This window comes from Pseudomonas sp. Seg1, from assembly GCF_018326005.1.
Taxonomy (GTDB): Bacteria; Pseudomonadota; Gammaproteobacteria; order Pseudomonadales; family Pseudomonadaceae; genus Aquipseudomonas.
In genome coordinates, this window is the sequence record NZ_AP021903.1 from 2,714,063 (window position 1) to 2,732,813 (window position 18,751).

The window sequence follows — 18,751 nt, forward strand, 5'->3', positions numbered from 1 at the left end:
TTTCAGCCGCTGATAGACGCCAGCATCCGATGCAGCATTGCATCGCAGGCCTGCAGTTGAGCGAGGCTGACGAACTCATCCGGTTTGTGGCCCTGATCCATGCTGCCGGGGCCACAGACCACGGTGGCAATCCCTGCCGCATCGAACAGGCCGCCCTCGGTACCAAACGCCACCGTGCCGAATTCACTTGAACCGCAGAACGCGGCAATCAGCTCGGCGGCCTGACTGTGCGCATCGGTGGCCAGGCCCGGATAGGTCGACAATTCGCTGAAGCGGATATCGGCGTGTTCGCTGACTGCACGCATGCGCGGCAGCAGCTGTTGTTCGGCGTAGGTTTTCAGCGCGGCGGCGACCAAAGCGGGATCCTGCGAGGGCAGGGCACGGATCTCGAAGTCGAAGCGACAGTCGGCGGGGACGATATTCAAGGCCTTGCCGCCGCTGATCACGCCGGTTTGCACGGTGCTGTAAGGCGGGTCGAAGCGTGCGTCGTGATGCTCCGGCGCTTTCAGTTGCTGGCCGAGGCGCCCGAGTTCGCCGATCAATTCGGCGGCGTACTCGATGGCATTTACACCCAGCGGCGCATAAGCGGAATGACACGGGTGGCCGTGCACGTCACAGCGCATCGCCAGTTTGCCCTTGTGCCCGAGCACCGGTTTCAGTTCGGTGGGTTCACCAATGATGCACAGCAGCGGCTTGATCGGACGCTGTTCCAGGACCTTGAGCAGCGAGCGCACGCCGAGGCAGCCGACTTCTTCGTCGTAGGACAGGGCGATGTGCACCGGCAGGCGCAATGGTGCGTTCACCAGTGCCGGCACCAGGGCGAGCACGCAAGCGATGTAGCCCTTCATATCCGCCGTGCCACGACCGAACAGTTTGCCGTCGCGCTCGCTGAGTTCGAACGGCGGCAATGTCCACGGCTGGCCATCGACCGGCACCACATCGGTGTGCCCGGACAGCACGATGCCCGGTTGATCCGCCGGGCCAATGGTCGCGAACAGGTTGGCCTTGCTGCGCTCATCGTTGTAGATCAGCGCGCACGGCACGTCGAAGCGGGCGAGATAATCGCGGACGAACTCGATCAACAGCAAGTTGGATTCACGGCTGGTGGTGTCAAACCCCACCAGCGCCTTGAGCAACTCGACGCTGCTGTTCATCGATCATCTCCGGCGACGCCATAGCCCGGGGCCTTGGCCGGGTCGAGGGCGCGATCGATGTAGTCCTGCAGCTGCGGCTGGTAGGCGTCCCAGAGTTTCTGCAACTGGCCGATCGGGTTTTCATCAGCCCAATCGACCCGCAGGTTGACGATCGGCCAGGTTCGCTCGCCGACTACCACCACGGCGGCCGAATGCACCGGACCGGCTTCACCGCCGAGTGCCTGGGCGGCGTGCAGGGCTCTGAGCAGGCGGTCGGTCAACTGGCCTTCAGCGTCTTCAAAGGCGCTGACCATGGCTTCGATCACCGAACGCCCGGCGAGCATGTTGCCGGCCGCCACGCATTGTTCGCCGGCCACCGCGTTGTGCACACCGAGGGTTTGCGCGCCGCTGAAATGTGCGGTCTGGCCGAGGTGGTTGATCGCGGTTATCTGGCGGTACTGGCTGTAGCCGTTGCGGGTCAGCACTTTGTCCAGTGCGTCGTCCGGCGCCAGGCCTTGTTCCATCAACGCGAGGACTTCCGGGCCGAGCGACGGCAGGGTGATGTTCTGGCTCGACACTGCGCCCACGCCGGGCAACAGCCACGGGCAGCGCGCGCCTACAGCGATGCTGGAGGAACTGATGGCGACACCGAACTGGCCGGTTTCGGGGCAACGTGCGGCGATGGAAAAAGTCATGGTTATGCTCCTTGTTGTGTGTGTCCCGGCCTCTTCGCGAGCAGGCTCGCTCCCACAGGGAAATGCATTTCAAGCAGGGAGGATGAGGTACCTGTGCTGGCCTCATCGCTGGCAAGCCAGCTCCCACAGTAATTTGTGTATGTCACAGACTTTGTGAACACCCCCGATACCTGTGGGAGCTGGCTTGCCAGCGATGGCCGCGACTCGGTATGTCGACTTACCCCGGAATTACCGCCACCACATCAATTTCCCAAAGTGATCTGTGTGTGTCACAGACTTTGTGAACACCCCGATACCTGTGGGAGCTGGCTTGCCAGCGATGGCGGCGATGCGGTCTGTCGATTTACTCGGGAATCACCGCAATCACGTCAATCTCCATCAGCCACTGTGGCTGCCCCAGCGCCGAGACCACCAGACCGGTCGAAATCGGGAACACACCCTTGAGCCACTTGCCGACTTCGCCATACACCGCTTCGCGATAACGCGGGTCGATCAGGTAAGTGGTGGTCTTGACGATGTGGCTCATGTCGCTGCCGGCTTCTTCCAGCAGTTGTTTGACGTTGCGCATGGCTTGTTCAGCCTGCGCACGCGGATCGCCGAGACCCACCAGGTTGCCGTCGAAATCAGTGCCGACCTGACCCCGGACATAAATGGTGTTGCCAGCGCGGACGGCCTGGCACAGATCGTTATCCAGCGTCTGGTTCGGATAGGTGTCTTTGGTGTTGAACATGCGAATACGGGTGTGAGTGGGCTGGCTCATGGAAAGCTCCTGACGAATAAATGCACGGCGCAATCGGCGCCGCGGAGAAAGAGGAATTCAAGCGTCGACGGTGTCAGCAGCCTTGTGTTGGGCGCCCGCATGCAGAGCGGCTTCACGCTGCTCGGCATCGCGATAGTCGAGATACTTGCGCTGGGTGGCGATGTGATCAGCGACATGTTTGGCGTCATGCCACACGCCCCAGATAAACGACGAGCCCCGCCGCGACTGCCACGGCAGGCCGAGGAAATACACGCCCGGCTCACTCGACACGCCACGCTGATGCACCGGTTTGCCCTTGTCATCGAACGCCGCGACCTGCAGCCAGGAGTAATCCACGGCAAACCCGGTAGCCCAGATGATCGAGGTGACACCAGCCTTGGCCAGATCCAGATCGGCCAGCGGATTTTTCACACACTCCGGGTCCGGATAGGTTTCGCGTGCTTCAGGTTCTTCCGGCAGGTCCAAGCCGTTACGCTCGATGTAGGCGTCAGCGGCATCCAGCAGCGCCAGATAGTTCTCATCACCGCGAGTGAGGTTGCCGAGCAGATCCTGCTTGAAAGTCACTACGCCGTCGTTGAACGACTCGGTCACGCCGACCAAGGTCATGCCGCGATGGGCCAGACCACGAAAATCGATGGTGCGCCCGCCATGGGCTCCGCTGACCGCAATGGTCACGTGCTCGCGGCCGGGTTTCATCGCCGCTTGATCCCACTCGCCAAGCACCCCCAGCCACCAGCAGAAATCACGATTGCGATAGGCGCGAGGCGGGCGGTCATGCGCGCCAACGGAGAGGTAAACCTGCTTGCCGGAGCGCTGCAGTTCATCGGCAATCTGCACACCCGACGAACCCGCGCCGACCACCAGCACTGCGCCGGCAGGCAGTTGCTGCGGATTGCGATAGTCAGCGGAGTGAATCTGCAACAGATGCTGGTCTGTTGGTGCAATCGCCGGGATCACCGGTTTCTGAAACGGGCCAGTGGCAGCGACGACGCGGGCGGCCTCGATCACGCCTTCCGACGTCTCGACGGTGAAGCCCGGGCGACCGACATTGCGCACCACGCTTTTGACGTCGACGCCGGTGCGGATCGGTGCATTGAATTTCTTCGCATAGGCCTCGAAGTAATCGGCCACGCGTTCTTTCGGGGCGAAACCGTCGGGATCGACGTCATCGAATTCAAGACCAGGAAAGCGGTCGTGCCACGCCGGACCGTTGGCGACCAGCGAATCCCAACGCCCGGTGCGCCAGCGCTCGGCAATGCGATTGCGCTCCAGCACCAGATGCGGCACACCCAGTTTGCTCAGGTGTTCGCTCATGGCCACGCCTGCCTGGCCGGCACCCACGATCAGCGTGTCTGTTTTTATTATTTCAGTGGTCATCTCTACATCCTTCCTAGCAAGGCAGTTGGATTCGGGCGCTGTTGGCTTGTCCGTTTTGCTTGCGGTCAGACTAGGGAGGAGGGGGATATCGGTAAAATATTATTAAGCTGGGATGTGAAGATAAAATTCTGATGCAGAGGCCTGAAAGCCTTTAAATACGGGCATTTCCTGGAAGAGCAATAGCAAAGTTTGCGTACAAAAAAGCAATGTCTGAGTGATTATCGTGGCGAGGGGATTTATCCCCGATGGACTGCGAAGTAGGCCCATTCTTTTTGGGGCCGCTGCGCGACCCATCGGGGATAAATCCCCTCGCCACAAATGCAGCAACACGCGAGCGCTATTAGCGGTTAAGGAACGCCAGCAGATCCTCATTCAACGCCTGCGCATGCGTCACCGCAAAACCATGCGGCGCACCGGCATAGACCTTCAGTTCAGCCCCCTTGATCTGCGCCGCTGCCTGCTTGCCGGTGGTTTCGAACGGCACGATCTGGTCGCCGTCGCCGTGGATCACCAAGGTCGGCACATCGATTTTGGCCAGGTCCGCACGAAAGTCGGTTTCGGAAAACGCGGTGACGCAATCCACCGTGCCTTTGAGTGAGGCCAGCAGCGCGACATTCAGGGTTTGCGTGAGCACGCCGTCAGAGACTTTCTGGCCCTGATTGGTGCCATAGAACGGTGCGGCGAAATCGGCGATGAACTGCGCGCGATCCTTCAGCAGGCCAGCCTTGATGCCGTCGAACACCGACTTGTCGACGCCCTCGGGGAAGTCGGCTTTCTTGCCGAACAGCGGCGTCACCGCGCCCAGCAACACCAGGCCGGCAACGCGCTCGCTTCCGTGGCGGGCAATGTAGCGGCTGACATCACCGCCGCCCATGGAGAAGCCCACCAGGGTCACTTCACGCAGGTCCAGATGGTTGATCAACTGCGCGATGTCATCGGCAAAGGTGTCGTAGTCGTAACCGGTCCACGGCTGATCGGAACGACCGAAACCGCGACGGTCGAAGGCGATGGTGCGATAACCGCGGCTGCTCAGGTATTCCATCTGGTATTCCCACATGTCGGCATCCAGCGGCCAGCCGTGGCTGAACAGCACGGGCTTACCGCTGCCCCAGTCCTTGTAATAGATTTCGGTACCGTCTTTGGTCTTCAACGTGCTCATGGAAACTCCTGCGTTTGAGGTCATTCGTGGGCATAGCAGCCGCCACTATCTGCGCAAAATCCGCTGACAACTTGTACGCAGGTGCTAAGTTTGCCCGCCCGCTTGCGCAACCAATTTTCATCAGGAGTTGTAAGATGCAACCGCACGAAACTGTCGTTTGCCGGAGACACCTGAAATGAAGCGCAAAAGTCTTGAGGGTAATGCCTGCCCCGTCGCCCGGACACTGGATCTGATTGGCGACTGGTGGTCGTTGTTGATCGTCCGTGATGCGCTGGATGGCATTCGCAGATTCAGTGATTTCCAGAAGAATCTGGATATCGCCAAGAACATGCTCAGCGCCCGCCTCAAAAGTTTGGTGGAGCAGGGGATTCTGCAGACGGTGCCCGCCGCTGACGGCGGCGCCTATAAGGAATACGTGCTGACAGAGCGCGGCAAAGCCTTGCAAACGGTGATCGTCGCGTTGTCGCAGTGGGGCGGCGAGTTCATGTACGCACCGGGTGAGCCGGGCTCGGTGATGGTCGATGCGAAGCATCGGCAGCCGATTCGCAAGCTGGAATTAATGGCCGCTGATGGCCGTCTATTAGCGCCGGAAGACGTGGCGACCAAGCTGAGTGTTGAGCATTGACGGACGAGGTCTGTTGCGGTTGTCTGTGACGTTCACCTGATAGTTGCCAGGCTTAATGGTTGTATTTTTATTGATGTTCTTTGACTGGCAGAAGGCGCAAAAGAGTTGGATGACTTTATGTCAGCGACTGTAAAGGTCATCACTACTCGCTTCTCGCTTTCTTTTCAGTACGAGTCGATCTACACCGTTAGAGATCGCGAACTGTTGACTTACAAGAGAATGATTGAACCTTGATGATAAGTGAGCTATTCCAGCGCTTCCTGGATGAGGAACTTGACTGGCGAATTTGTGAATTGTTGCGCACGGAAATTTTCACTGCCCAACAGTCCGACGGGGTCGTGTGCATTCGTGAGTTCACTTTTAATCTGTTTGATGTCGTGATTGATTTTGAAGCGCGTACAGTCGTGGTGACGGATGTGCTATTGCCGGAAAGTGATGCAGGTGCGGTCATGTCACTGGACGAGTTTACAAGTGTCTGCAAGCTTTGATAGATCAGGTGTGAGGCTGTCGTTTCGGTGGAGCAGGGGATTCTGCAGACGGTGCCCACCCCTGACGGCGGAGCCTATAAGGAATACGTGCTGACGGAGCGCGGCAAAGCCTTGCAAACGATGATCGTCGCGTTGTCGCAGTGGGTCGGCGAGTCATGTACACACCGGGCGAGCTGGACTCGGTGATGGTCGATACGATGGATCGGCAGCCTATTCGCAAGCTGGAATTGATGGCCGCTGATGGCCGCGTGCTGGCACCGGAGGATGGCGCAACCCGCCTGGCTGTTGAGCATTGATTGGCTAAGGCGCTACGTCGCGGAGCCGTGGTAGCTCCGATTGTTCAATCCTCGATACAAACCCGACGCAAGGTCGAAACGATTGTTTGACGCCAAAATGATGGCCATCTAGTATCGCGCCACTATTGTGATGTCACTTTCCGTCTCGAGGGATCGAACATGTACCCACCCGTCCTCGTGACGAGGTCGTGCGTAGCGTTGCTGTGCCTGCCTTCAGTCCAAAGTGCTTTCGCTGCACCCACTCCTGGTGAAACCGACCTGATTCGCGAACGTCAGAATCGCTTGCTCGAAGAGCAGCAGCCAAGCCTCGAAGAACTGATACCAAGTGAAAGTTTTGGGGTTTCGAGGGCCTTGTGATGACTAGAGTTATTGAGATGGATGCAGTTTCAAAAGCTATTGCCGTTTCAGAGTTGTTTAGTGTTGTTCTACTTGATCGTCTGGGTCAGGAGGCGTTATACGGATCGAAGGAGTGCTCAAGCAATATTTTTCTGGTTGATAACGTGGGAAACGTAGTTTGGCAGGTGAGTTCTGATTTTGATTCGGATGGGGGGGCATTCACCCATATTTTTGTGGAGGGGGGACAGCTTAAAGCTTACAGGTGGGATGGTGGTAGTTATAACCTCGACTTTCAAACAGGCAGAGCGGTTCCGAGCCAGCTATTGAAATGAGTCATCCCAGTGAGAGATGAATGGTGAGGAGTAAATGGGGACAGACCACGTTTAGATAAAGGGGGTTGGGCTACGGCTTTCAAATTTACTCAAAAAAGCCTGGTCTGTCCCCGTTTTCTCCCGTCTCTCTTTGACCCGATTGCTAAAAGTGTTTGGGAGAAGCACATCAAAGGGATGAAACCTGAGGGTGTCAAAATCTCAAATAATTTAAAGGGTCTTTAGTCTATGAAGATTGAGAATGAAGAAGGCCAACTCCTAAATATTATTGCTGATATCGGCGCCTTGGAGTGGCGGAGGTATCGGCAGAGGTTTCCTGAGGTGTGGGTTGGAAATGAAATTCGGCGAGAAGATCATTCTGCTTTTCCCCCTTTCATCGCTTTCAGGTTTAAGTGTGTTGCCGAAGATGAAATTGATAAGTTGAGGGTCGCGGTGGATGGCTACAAGGGGGCTTTGCCATGGTCGTTTGTGGGTCGGTCACGCGGAAATCTACCGGGGACTAACTTTATGATCGCTCCCACAAGGCTGTTGGAGGCGAGTGAATGCGGTATGACAAATATGGCTGCTGCAGTGTATTTGTCTATTCACGAACCGCTACTTGGCCCACTGGCGTACGAGGATTTGGTTGGGCTGGCGGATCATATTCGCTCGGAGTTTTCGTTGTGTTAACTACTGTTGTGTTTAGGCAAGATATTAAAAGTGGGTGTGTTTATCTAGATGATCATATCGAGATTGGAAAAGATTTAACGTTCACTGCGCTTGTTGAGCAGGGTGTTAAATTTGATGGTGAAATAGATATGGGTAATGGCTGGATGCTGTTTTCCAGTTGGAATCATTGCATTTTAGGTCGCCAAGTTAATGTGAGTTTCGGTTTTTTCAAAGGTTGTCTGAAAAAATTTGGCTTCGCATTGATAAGTGGTGATGGGCGTGATCTCGAAGGGCTAAAGATCAAACACGACGCCTTATTAAATGAGCTGTTTGGTATTCCTCAGAAAAAAAATGAAATTCTAATAGCTTATGATTTTGTATGGGGGACTGTATCTTCACAATTGGACCCAAGAGGTGGTTCGTGTAGCGTGGAGTTCTATTGGAAGTGAATGTGGAGAAAAAGCCTGCATGGTTTCCGATTGAGATTGATAGCCACGTTTTCCGCCTACCTAACGCTAAGCAATACGATCCGCGAAATTCCAGTTGAGTAGACTGGTCGAGACATGGAGTAAATGGGGGGAGACCAAGTTCAATATAATTGGCTGAAAAAATACGTAAAATTTTGCCGACATTTTAGCCTTGCTGCCCGCTAAGCTTTCAGTTCGACCCATTGAAAGGATTCTGTACTTGAAAGTTTTTTTGAGCTTTGCCAAAGCTTGGCCTTGTATTTTACATGACGTAGACGACGCCATTCTTTCCTGTCGTTCGGTTTTGGTGAAATATAAAGCTTGTTCGGGATAGAGGTAAGTGGGTGTGTGATTTTTTGGGGCGGCGTATTTATTTTTCAATTGTTGAGTTGAGTAGCCGATATGGCGTTTTATATAGAGATGGATAAAACAGCAGAGACTGAGGAGTATGTTGAGTATACGTTTGGCCGGGGGGTGGAGGTGGGTTTGATAAGGCTGGATAAAATAAGGGGAACTATTGCTGTTCTAAAGGAGTGTCCATTGGATGCGAAAGGTCAATGGTCAGATAGAGTCGGTATGAAATTGGCTCGTTTTTTCGTGAGTGGCGAGTTTCCTGAAAAAACCCAGTGGGCGTCTTGATAGAAAAAGCGACGTGTGCAACGTTATGCTGGAGTTGATGTGCAGGAAGCCGATCCAGTAAAGACTGACGTAAAACACCAGCCATTGATGACTTCAAGCCGATGAGCGGTGTATAGCCGTTGCGGATCTGCAGAAGAGGCGAATCTTCGGATTATTGACTGTGGTAACCCCTAATGAATGAATCCTGCGGCGTGAAGTGCGAGCAGTGTGGGGGCAATTTGATCTTCTTCGAAGAAGGTCGTGCCCAGGGAACACGATGCGATCAGTGTGACTGGTCGGTAGTGACAACGAATATGCCCGGCATCCAGCTGGATAGGTGCAGGTATGAAGTTCGCTGTCGCGGCGACTATCGGAATCAAGCCCAGGTAAAGGCTGTCTCCGAGGTGACAGGTCAAAATTATTTGATTTCCAGGCTTACACTCCAGCAAGGCGATGCTCTGGTATTCAGCGGTCAGGCGCAGGAGGTCTTACAGGCTAGAAATATTCTTGCGTCAGCGGGTGTTGTTTGTGAAATCACGCCTGATTTTCCTGGATATGAATAGAAATCTGGCGATAGGAGCAGTTTTTTCGGAGGCGGGCTATGAATCAACAACAGCAGGACTTGATGATTGATCTGGTGTCGCATCGGATCTCAACAGACTGTTTTCTTGAGTCTTTATTTAATGGTGGGGATATCCCCGAAGATTACCTGCGTGCTGAACTGGAAACTGCGCTTGAAATTAAAGACGCTGACAGCGTGGAATGCTTGCTGATATTCGGTGCGGTGTTCGGTTTCACTAAAGACTGTGCGGATGTGTTATGCCGCTTACTCGTTGAAGAATGGCACATCAGTCACGAGGATATTGCAAGGGAGTTGAAGGTTTTCAGATACCCTGGGGCGGTCGACTATTTATTCAAGACGGCGCTGACCTGCTATCCGTATATCGCTTCCGAGCATGCTCTGGGTGTGAAATGCATTTATGCTTTACACGAGATCGGTACCGATAAGGCTAGAGAAAAATTGCAATTGCTGGCCAAGGTTGATAACGCTGAAATGTCCGAGCGTGCACGCCATTTATTGGCGCGAGTGTGATGTTGCTTTAAAAGTGGTTGAGTTCGCAGGCAGGAATATGCATTTTCCGATTTAAAATAAAAAGCCCCGAATTGCTCGGGGCTTTTTATTTCGGCTGGCCATCGGCAGTGACTTAACGAAACGCCGGCACCACGTGCTTGATAAACAACTCCAGCGACTTCTTCTTCTCCGCATGCGGCAAGCTGTTGTCACACCAGAAACTGAACTCATCCACCCCCAGCTCCTGGTAATACTTGATGCGCGGAATAATCTCTTCCGGCGTACCAATCATCGCCGTCTTATGCAGGCTCTCCAGCTCAAACTCCGGACGCCCGGCAAACTTCTCTTCCGGGCTCGGCGCGAGGAAGCCGTTCACCGGGGTTTCCTTGTTGCCGAACCACGCATCGAAGGTGCGGTAGAAACGTGAAATAGCTTTCGCGCCGATTTTCCAGCCGTCCGGATCATCCGCCGTGTGCACGTGGGTGTGGCGCAGCACCATCAGTTGCGGGCGCGGCACATCAGGATTGTTGTCCAGCGCGGTCTGGAATTTGTTCTTCAGATCGAGGACTTCTTCGTCGCCCTTCATCAGCGGCGTGACCATCACGTTGCAGCCGTTGGCCACGGCAAAGTTGTGCGAATCCGGGTCGCGGGCGGCGATCCACATCGGTGGATTTGGTTGCTGAATCGGCTTCGGCACGCTGGTCGAGGTGGGGAATTTCCAGATATCGCCGTCGTGGGCGTAGTCGCCTTGCCACAGGGCGCGCACGACCGGGACCATTTCCCGCAGGGCCTGGCCGCCGGATGAGGCGGGCATGCCGCCGGCCATGCGATCGAATTCAACTTGATAAGCGCCGCGTGCGAGACCGACTTCCATACGGCCGTTGCTGATCACGTCGAGCAGTGCACATTCGCCGGCCACCCGCAGCGGGTGCCAGAACGGCGCGATGATGGTGCCGGCGCCGAGGTGGATGGTGGTGGTTTTTGCCGCGAGGTAGGCGAGCAACGGCATCGGGCTCGGCGAGATGGTGTATTCCATGGCGTGGTGTTCGCCGATCCATACGGTGCTGAAACCGCCGGCCTCGGCCATCAGGGTCAGTTCGGTCAGGTCTTCGAACAGTTGGCGGTGGCTGACGCTTTCGTCCCAGCGTTCCATGTGGATGAACAGGGAAAATTTCATGACGCTTCCTCGGATCTTTTGTTGTTATGGCTACAAAACTGTAGGAGCGAGCCTGCTCGCGATGGCGGTGTGTCAGAAAACTCATCGACATCGGATAAATCGCTATCGCGAGCAGGCTCACTCCTACATTTGATTTGTGCGGGGCTTGAGGTTTTGATCAGGCCAGAACGGGCAGGGCGCCCATCTTGCCGTGGCAGTACACCAGCGGCCCGGCGATCTGTTCGGGCACGATGAGGTTCTTCACCGCGCCGACCATGATGGCGTGGTCGCCGCCTTCATATTCGCGCCACAACTCACACTCGATGATAGCCATTGCATTGGCCAGGATCGGGTTGCCCAACTCGCTCAACGTCCACTCGATGCCTTGCGCCTTGTCCTTGCCTTTACGGGCGAAGGCGTAGGCTTCGCTTTGCTGGCCGCCGGACAGGACGTGAATCGCAAAACGCTTGTTCTTGATCAGGACAGGATAGGAGTCGGAACTGTAATTGGGGCAGAACAGCACCAGGGCCGGGTCCATCGACAGCGAGCTGAAGGCGCTGGCGGTCAGGCCGACGATCTGTCCGTCGTCATCCAGGGTGGTGATCACGGTGACGCCGGACGGGAACGAACCCATGACTTGTTTGTAGATGGCCGCATCGATCATTGGACGATCCTCGGGTGTTGTGACGCTGTTTTTATGTGTTTGTTGGTCTGATGGTATACCACTATTTTATCTTTGCAAGGGCTTTTAAGCTGAACCGATAAACGTACCGCGTTCGTCGGAAACTCAATGTTTATGGGGCTTTCGGCTGGCCGCTGAGCTGCGGTATCAGCGAGGATGGCGCATCAGATAGCGCCGTAAACTACGGATCAGTCTTGTGAATTGTTTGGAATACCATAATATGGTTTCCATCTGAGGGGTGACCAATACGTCCTCCCGGTTTGGCTTCATACAACGATAAGAACAGACAAACTCGAGTTCATGCATATGTCCCAGATGTCCCGGCAAGATCCGTTGATCGAGAATCACACGGTCGATTACGTCCCACTCGCGGAACGCCACGGGAAGGCCCGCGACCTTTTCACTCTTTGGTTCAGCACCAACATTGCGCCACTGCCCATCGTCACCGGCGCCATGGTGGTTCAGGTGTTCCATCTCGATTTGCTCTGGGGGCTGCTGGCGATTGTGCTGGGGCACATGATCGGTGGGGTGGTGATTGCGCTGGCGTCGGCACAGGGCCCGCGCATGGGCATTCCGCAAATGGTTCAGAGCCGTGGCCAGTTCGGGCGTTACGGCGCGCTGTTGATCGTGTTCTTTGCGGCGATCATCTACATCGGTTTCTTCATTTCCAACATCGTGATCGCCGGTAAATCCATCGTCGGGATTGCGCCGTCAGTGCCCGCGCCGTTGAGTATTCTGATCGGGGCGCTGGCCGCTACGGCGATCGGCGTGATCGGTTACAACTTCATCCATACGCTGAATCGCATCGGTACCTGGGTGATGGGCAGTGCGCTGCTGGCGGGGTTCATCTACATCTTTGCCCATGACTTGCCGGCGGATTTTCTCACCCGTGGCAGTTTCAACCTGTCCGGCTGGCTGGCGACGGTGTCGCTGGGGATCATCTGGCAAATCAGCTTTTCGCCGTACGTCTCCGATTACTCGCGTTACCTGCCGGCGGATATCGGTATTGCCAAGCCATTCTGGGCCACCTATCTGGGCGCGACACTGGGCACGATTCTGTCGTTCAGTTTTGGCGCGGTGGCCGTGCTGGCGACTCCGGAAGGCACCGAAGCGATGGTCGCGGTCAAGCAGTCGACCGGTTGGCTGGGGCCGATTCTGATGGTGCTGTTCCTGCTCAATATCATCAGCCACAATGCGCTGAATCTGTACGGCGCGGTGCTGTCGATCATCACCTCGATCCAGACCTTCGCCAGCCAATGGACGCCGAGCATCAAGGTGCGCGTGGTGCTGTCGAGCGTGGTGCTGGCTGGTTGCTGTGTGGTGGCGCTCGGGGCGTCGGCGGATTTCATTTCCGAGTTCATCGGGCTGATTCTCGCGCTGTTGCTGGTGCTGGTGCCGTGGGCGTCGATCAACCTGATCGACTTCTACCTGATCAAGCGCGGCAACTACGACATCACCTCGATCTTCCGCGCCGACGGCGGGATTTACGGGCGCTTCAATCTGCACGCGATCATTGCCTATTTCATCGGCATCATCGTGCAGCTGCCGTTCGCCAATACCTCGCTGTACGTCGGGCCTTACGCCAACCTGGTCGATGGTGCGGATCTGTCGTGGCTGGTCGGCCTGGTGGTGACCGTTCCGCTGTATTACTGCCTGGCAACACGCGGCCAGACGCAGCAGAGCAGGGCGGTGCGGTTGGGGCGTGGCGAGGGGATTTATCCCCGATCGGCTGCGAAGCAGTCGTGAAATCTGCGAATGCGGTGTCCTTTGGTTGAGGGGACCGCTTCGCAACCCATCGGGGATAAATCCCCTCGCCACAAGTGATGCTCGCCCGGTCCTCCGCATTCCGGCGGTCATTCAAATTGGCCACATCGATCCCCTTTTGGCCAATCCCCCACTGTGATCCGTTTGCGCTGTCAGCAAGAATCAAAGCCATAACGAGACGCCAGACCTTTTTGCCCTCGGCGACCTTTAACGCCGCTGCCGTGTACAGAACATAAAAACGATCGAACTCACGCCGCTTTTTGGGGAAACAACCATGGTCACGATGAAACGTATTCTGGGTGCCACCGTGTGTGGGCTGACGCTGCTGGCCAGCGCCGTCCACGCCGAGCAGCGCGAACTGCGGGTGTACAACTGGGCGGATTACATCCTGCCGTCTGTGCCCAAGGATTTCGCCGCGAAAACCAACATCAAAGTGACCTGGGATACCTTCGACACCAACGAATCCCTGGAAGCCAAACTGCTGACCGGCAACTCGGGTTACGACCTGGTGGTGCCGTCGAACCAATTCCTTGATACGCAGATCAAGGCCGGCGTGTTCCAGAAACTCGACAAGACCAAGCTGCCGAACTGGAGCCATCAGGATCCGGAACTGTTGAAGCTGCTGGACAAAAACGACCCCGGCAATCAGTACGGCGTGCCCTACATGGTCGGTACCGTGCTGATCGGCTTCAACCCGGCCAAGGTCAAGGCGGCACTGGGCGACGACGCGCCGGTGGACAGTTGGGATCTGGTGTTCAAACCCGAGAACATGGAGAAGCTCAAATCCTGTGGTGTGGCGATGCTCGATTCGCCCTCGGAGATCTTGCCGCTGGCCCTGCATTATCTCGGCCTCGATCCCAACAGCCAAAACCCTGCCGACTATGAAAAAGCCAAGGAGTTGATGCTCAAGGTTCGTCCGTACGTGACCTATTTCAACTCGGCCAAATACATGACAGACATCGCCAATGGCGATATCTGCGTGGCCATCGGGTACTCCGGCAGCTTCTACCAGTTCGGCAACCGCGCCAAAGAAGCGGGCAACGGCGTGGTGGTCGACTGGCGTTTGCCGAAGGAAGGCGTGCCGATCTGGTTCGATACCTTCGCCATTCCGAAGAGCGCGAAGAACGTCGCCGAAGCTCATGAATTCCTCAACACCCTGCTCGATCCGAAAGTCATTGCGCCGATCAGTGACTTCCTCGGTTACCCGAATGCGAACAAGGATTCGATGCCGTTGATCAACAAGGAAATCACCGGCAATCCCAACCTGACACCGACCCCCGAAGCGCTGAAAAACCTTTACGTCGTCCAGCCATTGCCGCAGAAGCTTGAGCGCGTACGGACCCGGGTCTGGACCAGCATCAAGTCCGACAAATAACCATCAGCACAATCCTGCAAGGTATTGTCGGTGGACGAAGGATTTGTGCTGTCAGGGCGATTTTCTTCAATACCCGAGGGCAGGGCGCTGGTTACTTTGAGCGCCTTGTTCCTCGTTTTGAAGAAGGTGTGCAATGAGTCTGATTGTTTCGATGGCGGCGTTTGCCCTCGCCGCGTCCATCACCCCCGGGCCGGTCAACATCGTGGCGCTGAGTGCCGGTGCGCAGTACGGCTTTCGTGCCAGTCAGCGGCATGTCGCCGGGGCGACGCTGGGGTTTGTGCTGCTGTTGGTGCTGATGGGGTTGGGCCTGCATGAAGTGCTGAAGCTATGGCCGTTCATGACTCGGCTGGTGCAACTGGCGGGGGTGGCATTTCTGCTGTTCATGGCCTGGAAACTCGCCAGCGATGACGGGCAACTGAACACTGGCGACTCGGCACGTGCGCCGTCGATGCTCTATGGCGCAGTGATGCAATGGCTCAACCCCAAAGCCTGGCTGGCCTGCGTGGCCGGGATGGGCGCGTTTGTCGCCGATGCCGAGGCGCGGCTGGTCTGGCAGTTTGCGGCGGTGTATCTGGTGATCTGCTATGTGTCGGTGGGCTGCTGGGTGTATGCCGGGACGTTTTTGCGCGGGTATCTGGGCAATCCGGCAGGGATGCGCTTGTTCAATCGACTGATGGCGGGGTTGTTGGTGGTGAGTGCGATCTACTTGCTGCTACCTTGACGAGGAGCAACCCTGACTCCAACGCTGACCTTTGTGGCGAGGGAGCTTGCTCCCGCTGGAGGGCGCAGCGACCCCAATCCGGCACAACCAGAGCTGCCATATGTAGCGCATTCTTGCGGATTTGGGAGCGCTTCGCCCTCCTGCGGGAGCAAGCTCCCTCGCCACAGACATCGGTGCGTTCCGGTCAGCCGCGATACTGCCCCGGCGTCGCCGCCAGATGCTGTTTGAACGCGCGCTGAAAATGCGCCTGATCGGCAAACCCCGCTTCCAGCGCCACATCGGCAATCAACTGACCACTGCGCAAACGGCCACGGGCGAACTGGATGCGCTGGTTCACCAGAAACGCATGCGGGGTCATCCCGTAATACTGTTTGAAGGCGCGAATCAGGTACGACGGCGACAGCTGCGCCGCGAGGCAAATGTCATCCAGGCTCAGCAGGTCCGTGCAATGTTCGCGGATGTAATCGGCGGCGCGTTCGAGCTTGAAATTCGGCTCGCGCACGGGCGCTTGCGCCGGGTTCAGGCGCAATTGCAGATCGCTGAAAAACTCCACTGCCACGCTCTGTTTGCGCAAGACGTCCTGTTGCTCGTCGATCAACACCTCGTACAGCCCGTTCAGATCGCCGAACAGCTTGGCGTCGGCGAGATGAGTGGTGGCAAACCGGCGAAACTCAAGCTCGGCACTGAAGCCCAGTTGATGTTGCAGATCGGTCAGCCATGGCGTCTCGACGTACAGCATCAGGTACGACCACGGCTGATCATCGATCGGGTTGCACGCATGCACATCACCGGGATTCATCAGCACCACGGTGCCCGCCGTGACTTCGAACTGCGCTTGTTCGTGTACATAGGTGCTGCGCCCGGCGGTGATCGCTCCAATCGAAAAATGCGCATGGGAATGCCGGGCGTAACACACCTCGCGACCATCGGCGATCGCCCGCGCCTCGATGAAGGGCAGGGCGTCGTCGCGCCAGAAGCGCGGGGCTTTTTCAGGGTTTTTCGCGGCAGCGTGTTTCATCAACGTCATTCCCGGCAGGCCAGCGCCCGAGTGTATTAGCTCTGGCCGGCAAAGGCCCGTTCCAGTTCGGCGATATCGAGTTTTTTCATCTGGAACATCGCCTGCATCGCCCGCTGGGATTTGCTGGTGTCCGGATCTTGCATCATGTGCATGAACGCCACCGGCACGATCTGCCACGACACGCCAAACTTGTCCTTGAGCCAGCCGCATTGCTGGGCTTCTACTGGCCCGCCGGCTGAGAGGTTGCCCCAAAAATGGTCGATTTCCTCCTGGTTCTGGCAATTGACCTGAAACGAGATGGCTTCGCTGAACTTGAACATCGGCCCGCCATTCAGCCCGGTGAAAGCATGGCCATCGAGTTCGAAACTGACGGTCATCACCGCACCTTCCGGCTTGCCGTGAAATTCCTGACCGACCTTGCTGTAGTGGGTCACGCCAGTGATTTTCGAGTGGTCGAAGATCGCGCAGTAGAACTTCGCGGCGGCTTCGGCCTGATCGTCGAACCACAGGCACGGTGTGAGTTTTTGAAAACGTTGCATGACAGTCATCCTCGGCAGGTTAGACACGCAGGATTAACAGCGTAGTCAGTCCTTGGTCGACTGGCGGTGCCGTAGATCGACAAGTGCGCCGCCATTGGATTGTCGATAGACTTGCCGCCCCGATTTTGCCGCAAGGACGCTTCGCATCATGGTTGCCCCACGTTCCCTGTTTTTCGCCTGCCTGTTCGCCACAGCATCGGCCAGCGCGGCCCCATTGAGCTGTCAGCTCCAGGACCCGGCCGGCAAATACCTTGTCGACGTGCGTGTCGAGCAGCCGCCGACAGACAGTTTTGACCCCGTTGCGGCGCAGATCATCTTGCGCGATAAAGTCAGCGGCGATGTGCTGCAAACAATCGCAACGCCCGACGCTTCCGAACTGTTAAAGACTGACGGCGCAGACCCAACCCTGCGCTGCGATGATCAGCGGCTGCTGGTGTTCGGCGACTTCAATTTCGATGGTCAGCAGGATCTGGCCGTGCGCAACGGCAATGACGGTGGTTACGCGGCGGCGTCGTACGACGTTTACCTGTTCGATGCGGCGAATCCGCTGCTGATGCCGAACAAGGCATTCTCCGCGCTGACCCGTGAGCCGAACCTGGGCATGTTCGAGATCGATAGCACAGGCAAACGCCTGATCACCCGGTCGAAAAGCGGTTGCTGCTGGCGCCAGCGTGTGAGCTGGCAGGTTCAGGATCAGCGCCCGCTGCGCGTGGCTGAAACCATCGAAGTGGCGCAGGCGCCCTCCGAAGCCAATCCGTTCATGCCCAAAGGCTACACCGAAATCACCCAGCGCAATTTGCAGGGCGGTCAGTGGGTCGCGCAACGTCGTTTCGAAGGGCCCACAGGTGAGGCGCCGGTGATGTTGCGCGGCAAACTCGACGAGAAAATCGCTTTCCAGTTGTGGTGGCAATTGCAGGGTGCTGTCTATGTCGGCGAAGTGCGCTACACCGGTGGCAGCGGCAAACCCATCCGACTGGTCGGCGAACCTTACGACGATGGCGGCATTGCCCTGCATGAGATCAGTGAGCAGGGCACGATTACCGGCAACTGGTTTATTGACGGTGAACCCGATGAGAACGGCTTCCAGGGCGGGACCTGGCACAGCGGGGACAAGTCGTATTCCGTTGAATCGCGCCCGACCGCGTTCCATATTGCGCCGCAGAAACTCGCCGCGGTGGCGGCCGATCAACGTGAAGGACGCTACGTCATGGTGACCGATGATCAGCGCTCGGCATGGCTGACATTGAAGATCACCCGCGATCCGCAGGGTAGCGAAGTGGCGTCCCTGCAGATGGCGGTCACGCAACCGGACAAACCGGCCGGTCAGGTGAATGAACAGTGGCCATTGTTGGCGGGCAATCTGCTGATCGCACAGAAACAAGTGACTGAGCCGCTCTACCGCGTACGTCTGCTCGACGGTGCCGTGTGGGTGGAAGCCTATGGCGAGTACGACGCTTTCCGGGGCACGTATCTGAAGCAACCCTAACCGGCGC

Annotated in this window: 20 protein-coding genes and 1 pseudogene; 12 read left to right on the forward strand and 9 right to left on the reverse strand. The window is 56.8% G+C overall.

The genetic code is table 11. The features are described from left to right. Window positions 1-2 precede the first annotated feature (2 nt). The 5 genes from argE to KI231_RS12140 form a co-directional block, all read right to left on the reverse strand. Window positions 3-1,154 carry an acetylornithine deacetylase gene (gene argE, locus KI231_RS12120; RefSeq protein WP_213028373.1) on the reverse strand — a complete coding sequence of 384 codons (1,152 nt, stop codon included), beginning with the start codon at window positions 1,152-1,154 and terminating at the stop codon, window positions 3-5. Next, window positions 1,151-1,828, reverse strand: a complete 678-nt coding sequence (locus KI231_RS12125) for a DUF1028 domain-containing protein (RefSeq protein WP_213028374.1) — start codon at window positions 1,826-1,828, stop codon at window positions 1,151-1,153. The genes argE and KI231_RS12125 overlap by 4 nt, the downstream gene beginning before the upstream one ends. 343 nt (window positions 1,829-2,171) lie before the next feature. Beyond that, window positions 2,172-2,588, reverse strand: a complete 417-nt coding sequence (locus KI231_RS12130; protein ID WP_038367990.1) for a RidA family protein — start codon at window positions 2,586-2,588, stop codon at window positions 2,172-2,174. A 57-nt stretch (window positions 2,589-2,645) separates the two neighbouring features. Then, a complete protein-coding gene (locus tag KI231_RS12135; protein ID WP_213028375.1) occupies window positions 2,646-3,965 on the reverse strand; it encodes a flavin-containing monooxygenase in 1,320 nt (439 codons plus the stop codon). Window positions 3,966-4,305: 340 nt separating this feature from the next. Beyond that, entirely contained in the window at window positions 4,306-5,124 is an 819-nt protein-coding gene (locus KI231_RS12140) for an alpha/beta fold hydrolase (protein WP_213028376.1), read from the reverse strand. Window positions 5,125-5,299: 175 nt separating this feature from the next. Between KI231_RS12140 and KI231_RS12145 the strand changes: the two genes are divergently transcribed. The 8 genes and pseudogenes from KI231_RS12145 (at window position 5,300) to KI231_RS12180 (ending at window position 10,024) form a co-directional block, all read left to right on the forward strand. Further along, on the forward strand, window positions 5,300-5,749 hold the full coding sequence (locus KI231_RS12145; RefSeq protein WP_103303469.1) for a winged helix-turn-helix transcriptional regulator: 450 nt from the start codon (window positions 5,300-5,302) through the stop codon (window positions 5,747-5,749). A 230-nt stretch (window positions 5,750-5,979) separates the two neighbouring features. After that, window positions 5,980-6,237 carry a hypothetical protein gene (locus KI231_RS12150; protein ID WP_213028377.1) on the forward strand — a complete coding sequence of 86 codons (258 nt, stop codon included), beginning with the start codon at window positions 5,980-5,982 and terminating at the stop codon, window positions 6,235-6,237. 27 nt (window positions 6,238-6,264) lie between these two features. Continuing rightward, a pseudogene (locus KI231_RS30320) lies at window positions 6,265-6,533 on the forward strand (winged helix-turn-helix transcriptional regulator); the annotation flags it as partial. Between the two features lie 356 nt (window positions 6,534-6,889). Continuing rightward, window positions 6,890-7,201: a DUF7957 family protein gene (locus KI231_RS12160; RefSeq protein ID WP_213028378.1), complete on the forward strand. Its 312-nt coding sequence runs from the start codon at window positions 6,890-6,892 to the stop codon at window positions 7,199-7,201. A 225-nt stretch (window positions 7,202-7,426) separates the two neighbouring features. Next, complete coding sequence (locus KI231_RS12165; RefSeq protein ID WP_213028379.1) at window positions 7,427-7,867, forward strand: hypothetical protein; 441 nt, start codon at window positions 7,427-7,429, stop codon at window positions 7,865-7,867. Next, window positions 7,861-8,295, forward strand: coding sequence for a hypothetical protein (locus KI231_RS12170; RefSeq protein ID WP_213028380.1), 435 nt, complete (start codon window positions 7,861-7,863; stop codon window positions 8,293-8,295). The genes KI231_RS12165 and KI231_RS12170 overlap by 7 nt, the downstream gene beginning before the upstream one ends. A gap of 420 nt (window positions 8,296-8,715) precedes the next feature. Continuing rightward, window positions 8,716-8,952: a hypothetical protein gene (locus KI231_RS12175; RefSeq protein WP_213028381.1), complete on the forward strand. Its 237-nt coding sequence runs from the start codon at window positions 8,716-8,718 to the stop codon at window positions 8,950-8,952. 580 nt (window positions 8,953-9,532) lie between these two features. Then, window positions 9,533-10,024: a hypothetical protein gene (locus KI231_RS12180; protein ID WP_213028382.1), complete on the forward strand. Its 492-nt coding sequence runs from the start codon at window positions 9,533-9,535 to the stop codon at window positions 10,022-10,024. Window positions 10,025-10,136: 112 nt separating this feature from the next. Here the strand turns inward: KI231_RS12180 and KI231_RS12185 are convergent, their stop codons facing one another. Together KI231_RS12185 and KI231_RS12190 are read right to left on the reverse strand one after the other, a co-directional pair. After that, window positions 10,137-11,180 carry an LLM class flavin-dependent oxidoreductase gene (locus KI231_RS12185; RefSeq protein ID WP_213028383.1) on the reverse strand — a complete coding sequence of 348 codons (1,044 nt, stop codon included), beginning with the start codon at window positions 11,178-11,180 and terminating at the stop codon, window positions 10,137-10,139. A gap of 157 nt (window positions 11,181-11,337) precedes the next feature. Then, on the reverse strand, window positions 11,338-11,823 hold the full coding sequence (locus KI231_RS12190) for a flavin reductase family protein (protein ID WP_213028384.1): 486 nt from the start codon (window positions 11,821-11,823) through the stop codon (window positions 11,338-11,340). Between the two features lie 324 nt (window positions 11,824-12,147). On the opposite strand from KI231_RS12190, the gene KI231_RS12195 reads away from it, so the two are divergent. The 3 genes from KI231_RS12195 (at window position 12,148) to KI231_RS12205 (ending at window position 15,701) form a co-directional block, all read left to right on the forward strand. Continuing rightward, the gene (locus KI231_RS12195; protein WP_213028385.1) at window positions 12,148-13,587 is read left to right on the forward strand and encodes a purine-cytosine permease family protein; all 1,440 of its coding nucleotides are present in this window, start codon (window positions 12,148-12,150) and stop codon (window positions 13,585-13,587) included. 292 nt (window positions 13,588-13,879) lie between these two features. Continuing rightward, window positions 13,880-14,980, forward strand: coding sequence for a polyamine ABC transporter substrate-binding protein (locus tag KI231_RS12200; protein ID WP_213028386.1), 1,101 nt, complete (start codon window positions 13,880-13,882; stop codon window positions 14,978-14,980). Window positions 14,981-15,113: 133 nt separating this feature from the next. After that, entirely contained in the window at window positions 15,114-15,701 is a 588-nt protein-coding gene (locus KI231_RS12205; RefSeq protein ID WP_213028387.1) for a LysE family translocator, read from the forward strand. Between the two features lie 184 nt (window positions 15,702-15,885). On the opposite strand, the gene KI231_RS12210 is transcribed toward KI231_RS12205, so the two are convergent. After that, window positions 15,886-16,719 (reverse strand): AraC family transcriptional regulator, encoded by an 834-nt coding sequence (locus tag KI231_RS12210; RefSeq protein WP_213028388.1) that lies wholly within the window; start codon window positions 16,717-16,719, stop codon window positions 15,886-15,888. A gap of 35 nt (window positions 16,720-16,754) precedes the next feature. Continuing rightward, on the reverse strand, window positions 16,755-17,258 hold the full coding sequence (locus KI231_RS12215) for a VOC family protein (protein ID WP_213028389.1): 504 nt from the start codon (window positions 17,256-17,258) through the stop codon (window positions 16,755-16,757). 148 nt (window positions 17,259-17,406) lie between these two features. On the opposite strand from KI231_RS12215, the gene KI231_RS12220 reads away from it, so the two are divergent. Beyond that, window positions 17,407-18,744 (forward strand): XAC2610-related protein, encoded by a 1,338-nt coding sequence (locus tag KI231_RS12220; RefSeq protein WP_213028390.1) that lies wholly within the window; start codon window positions 17,407-17,409, stop codon window positions 18,742-18,744. Window positions 18,745-18,751 lie beyond the last annotated feature (7 nt).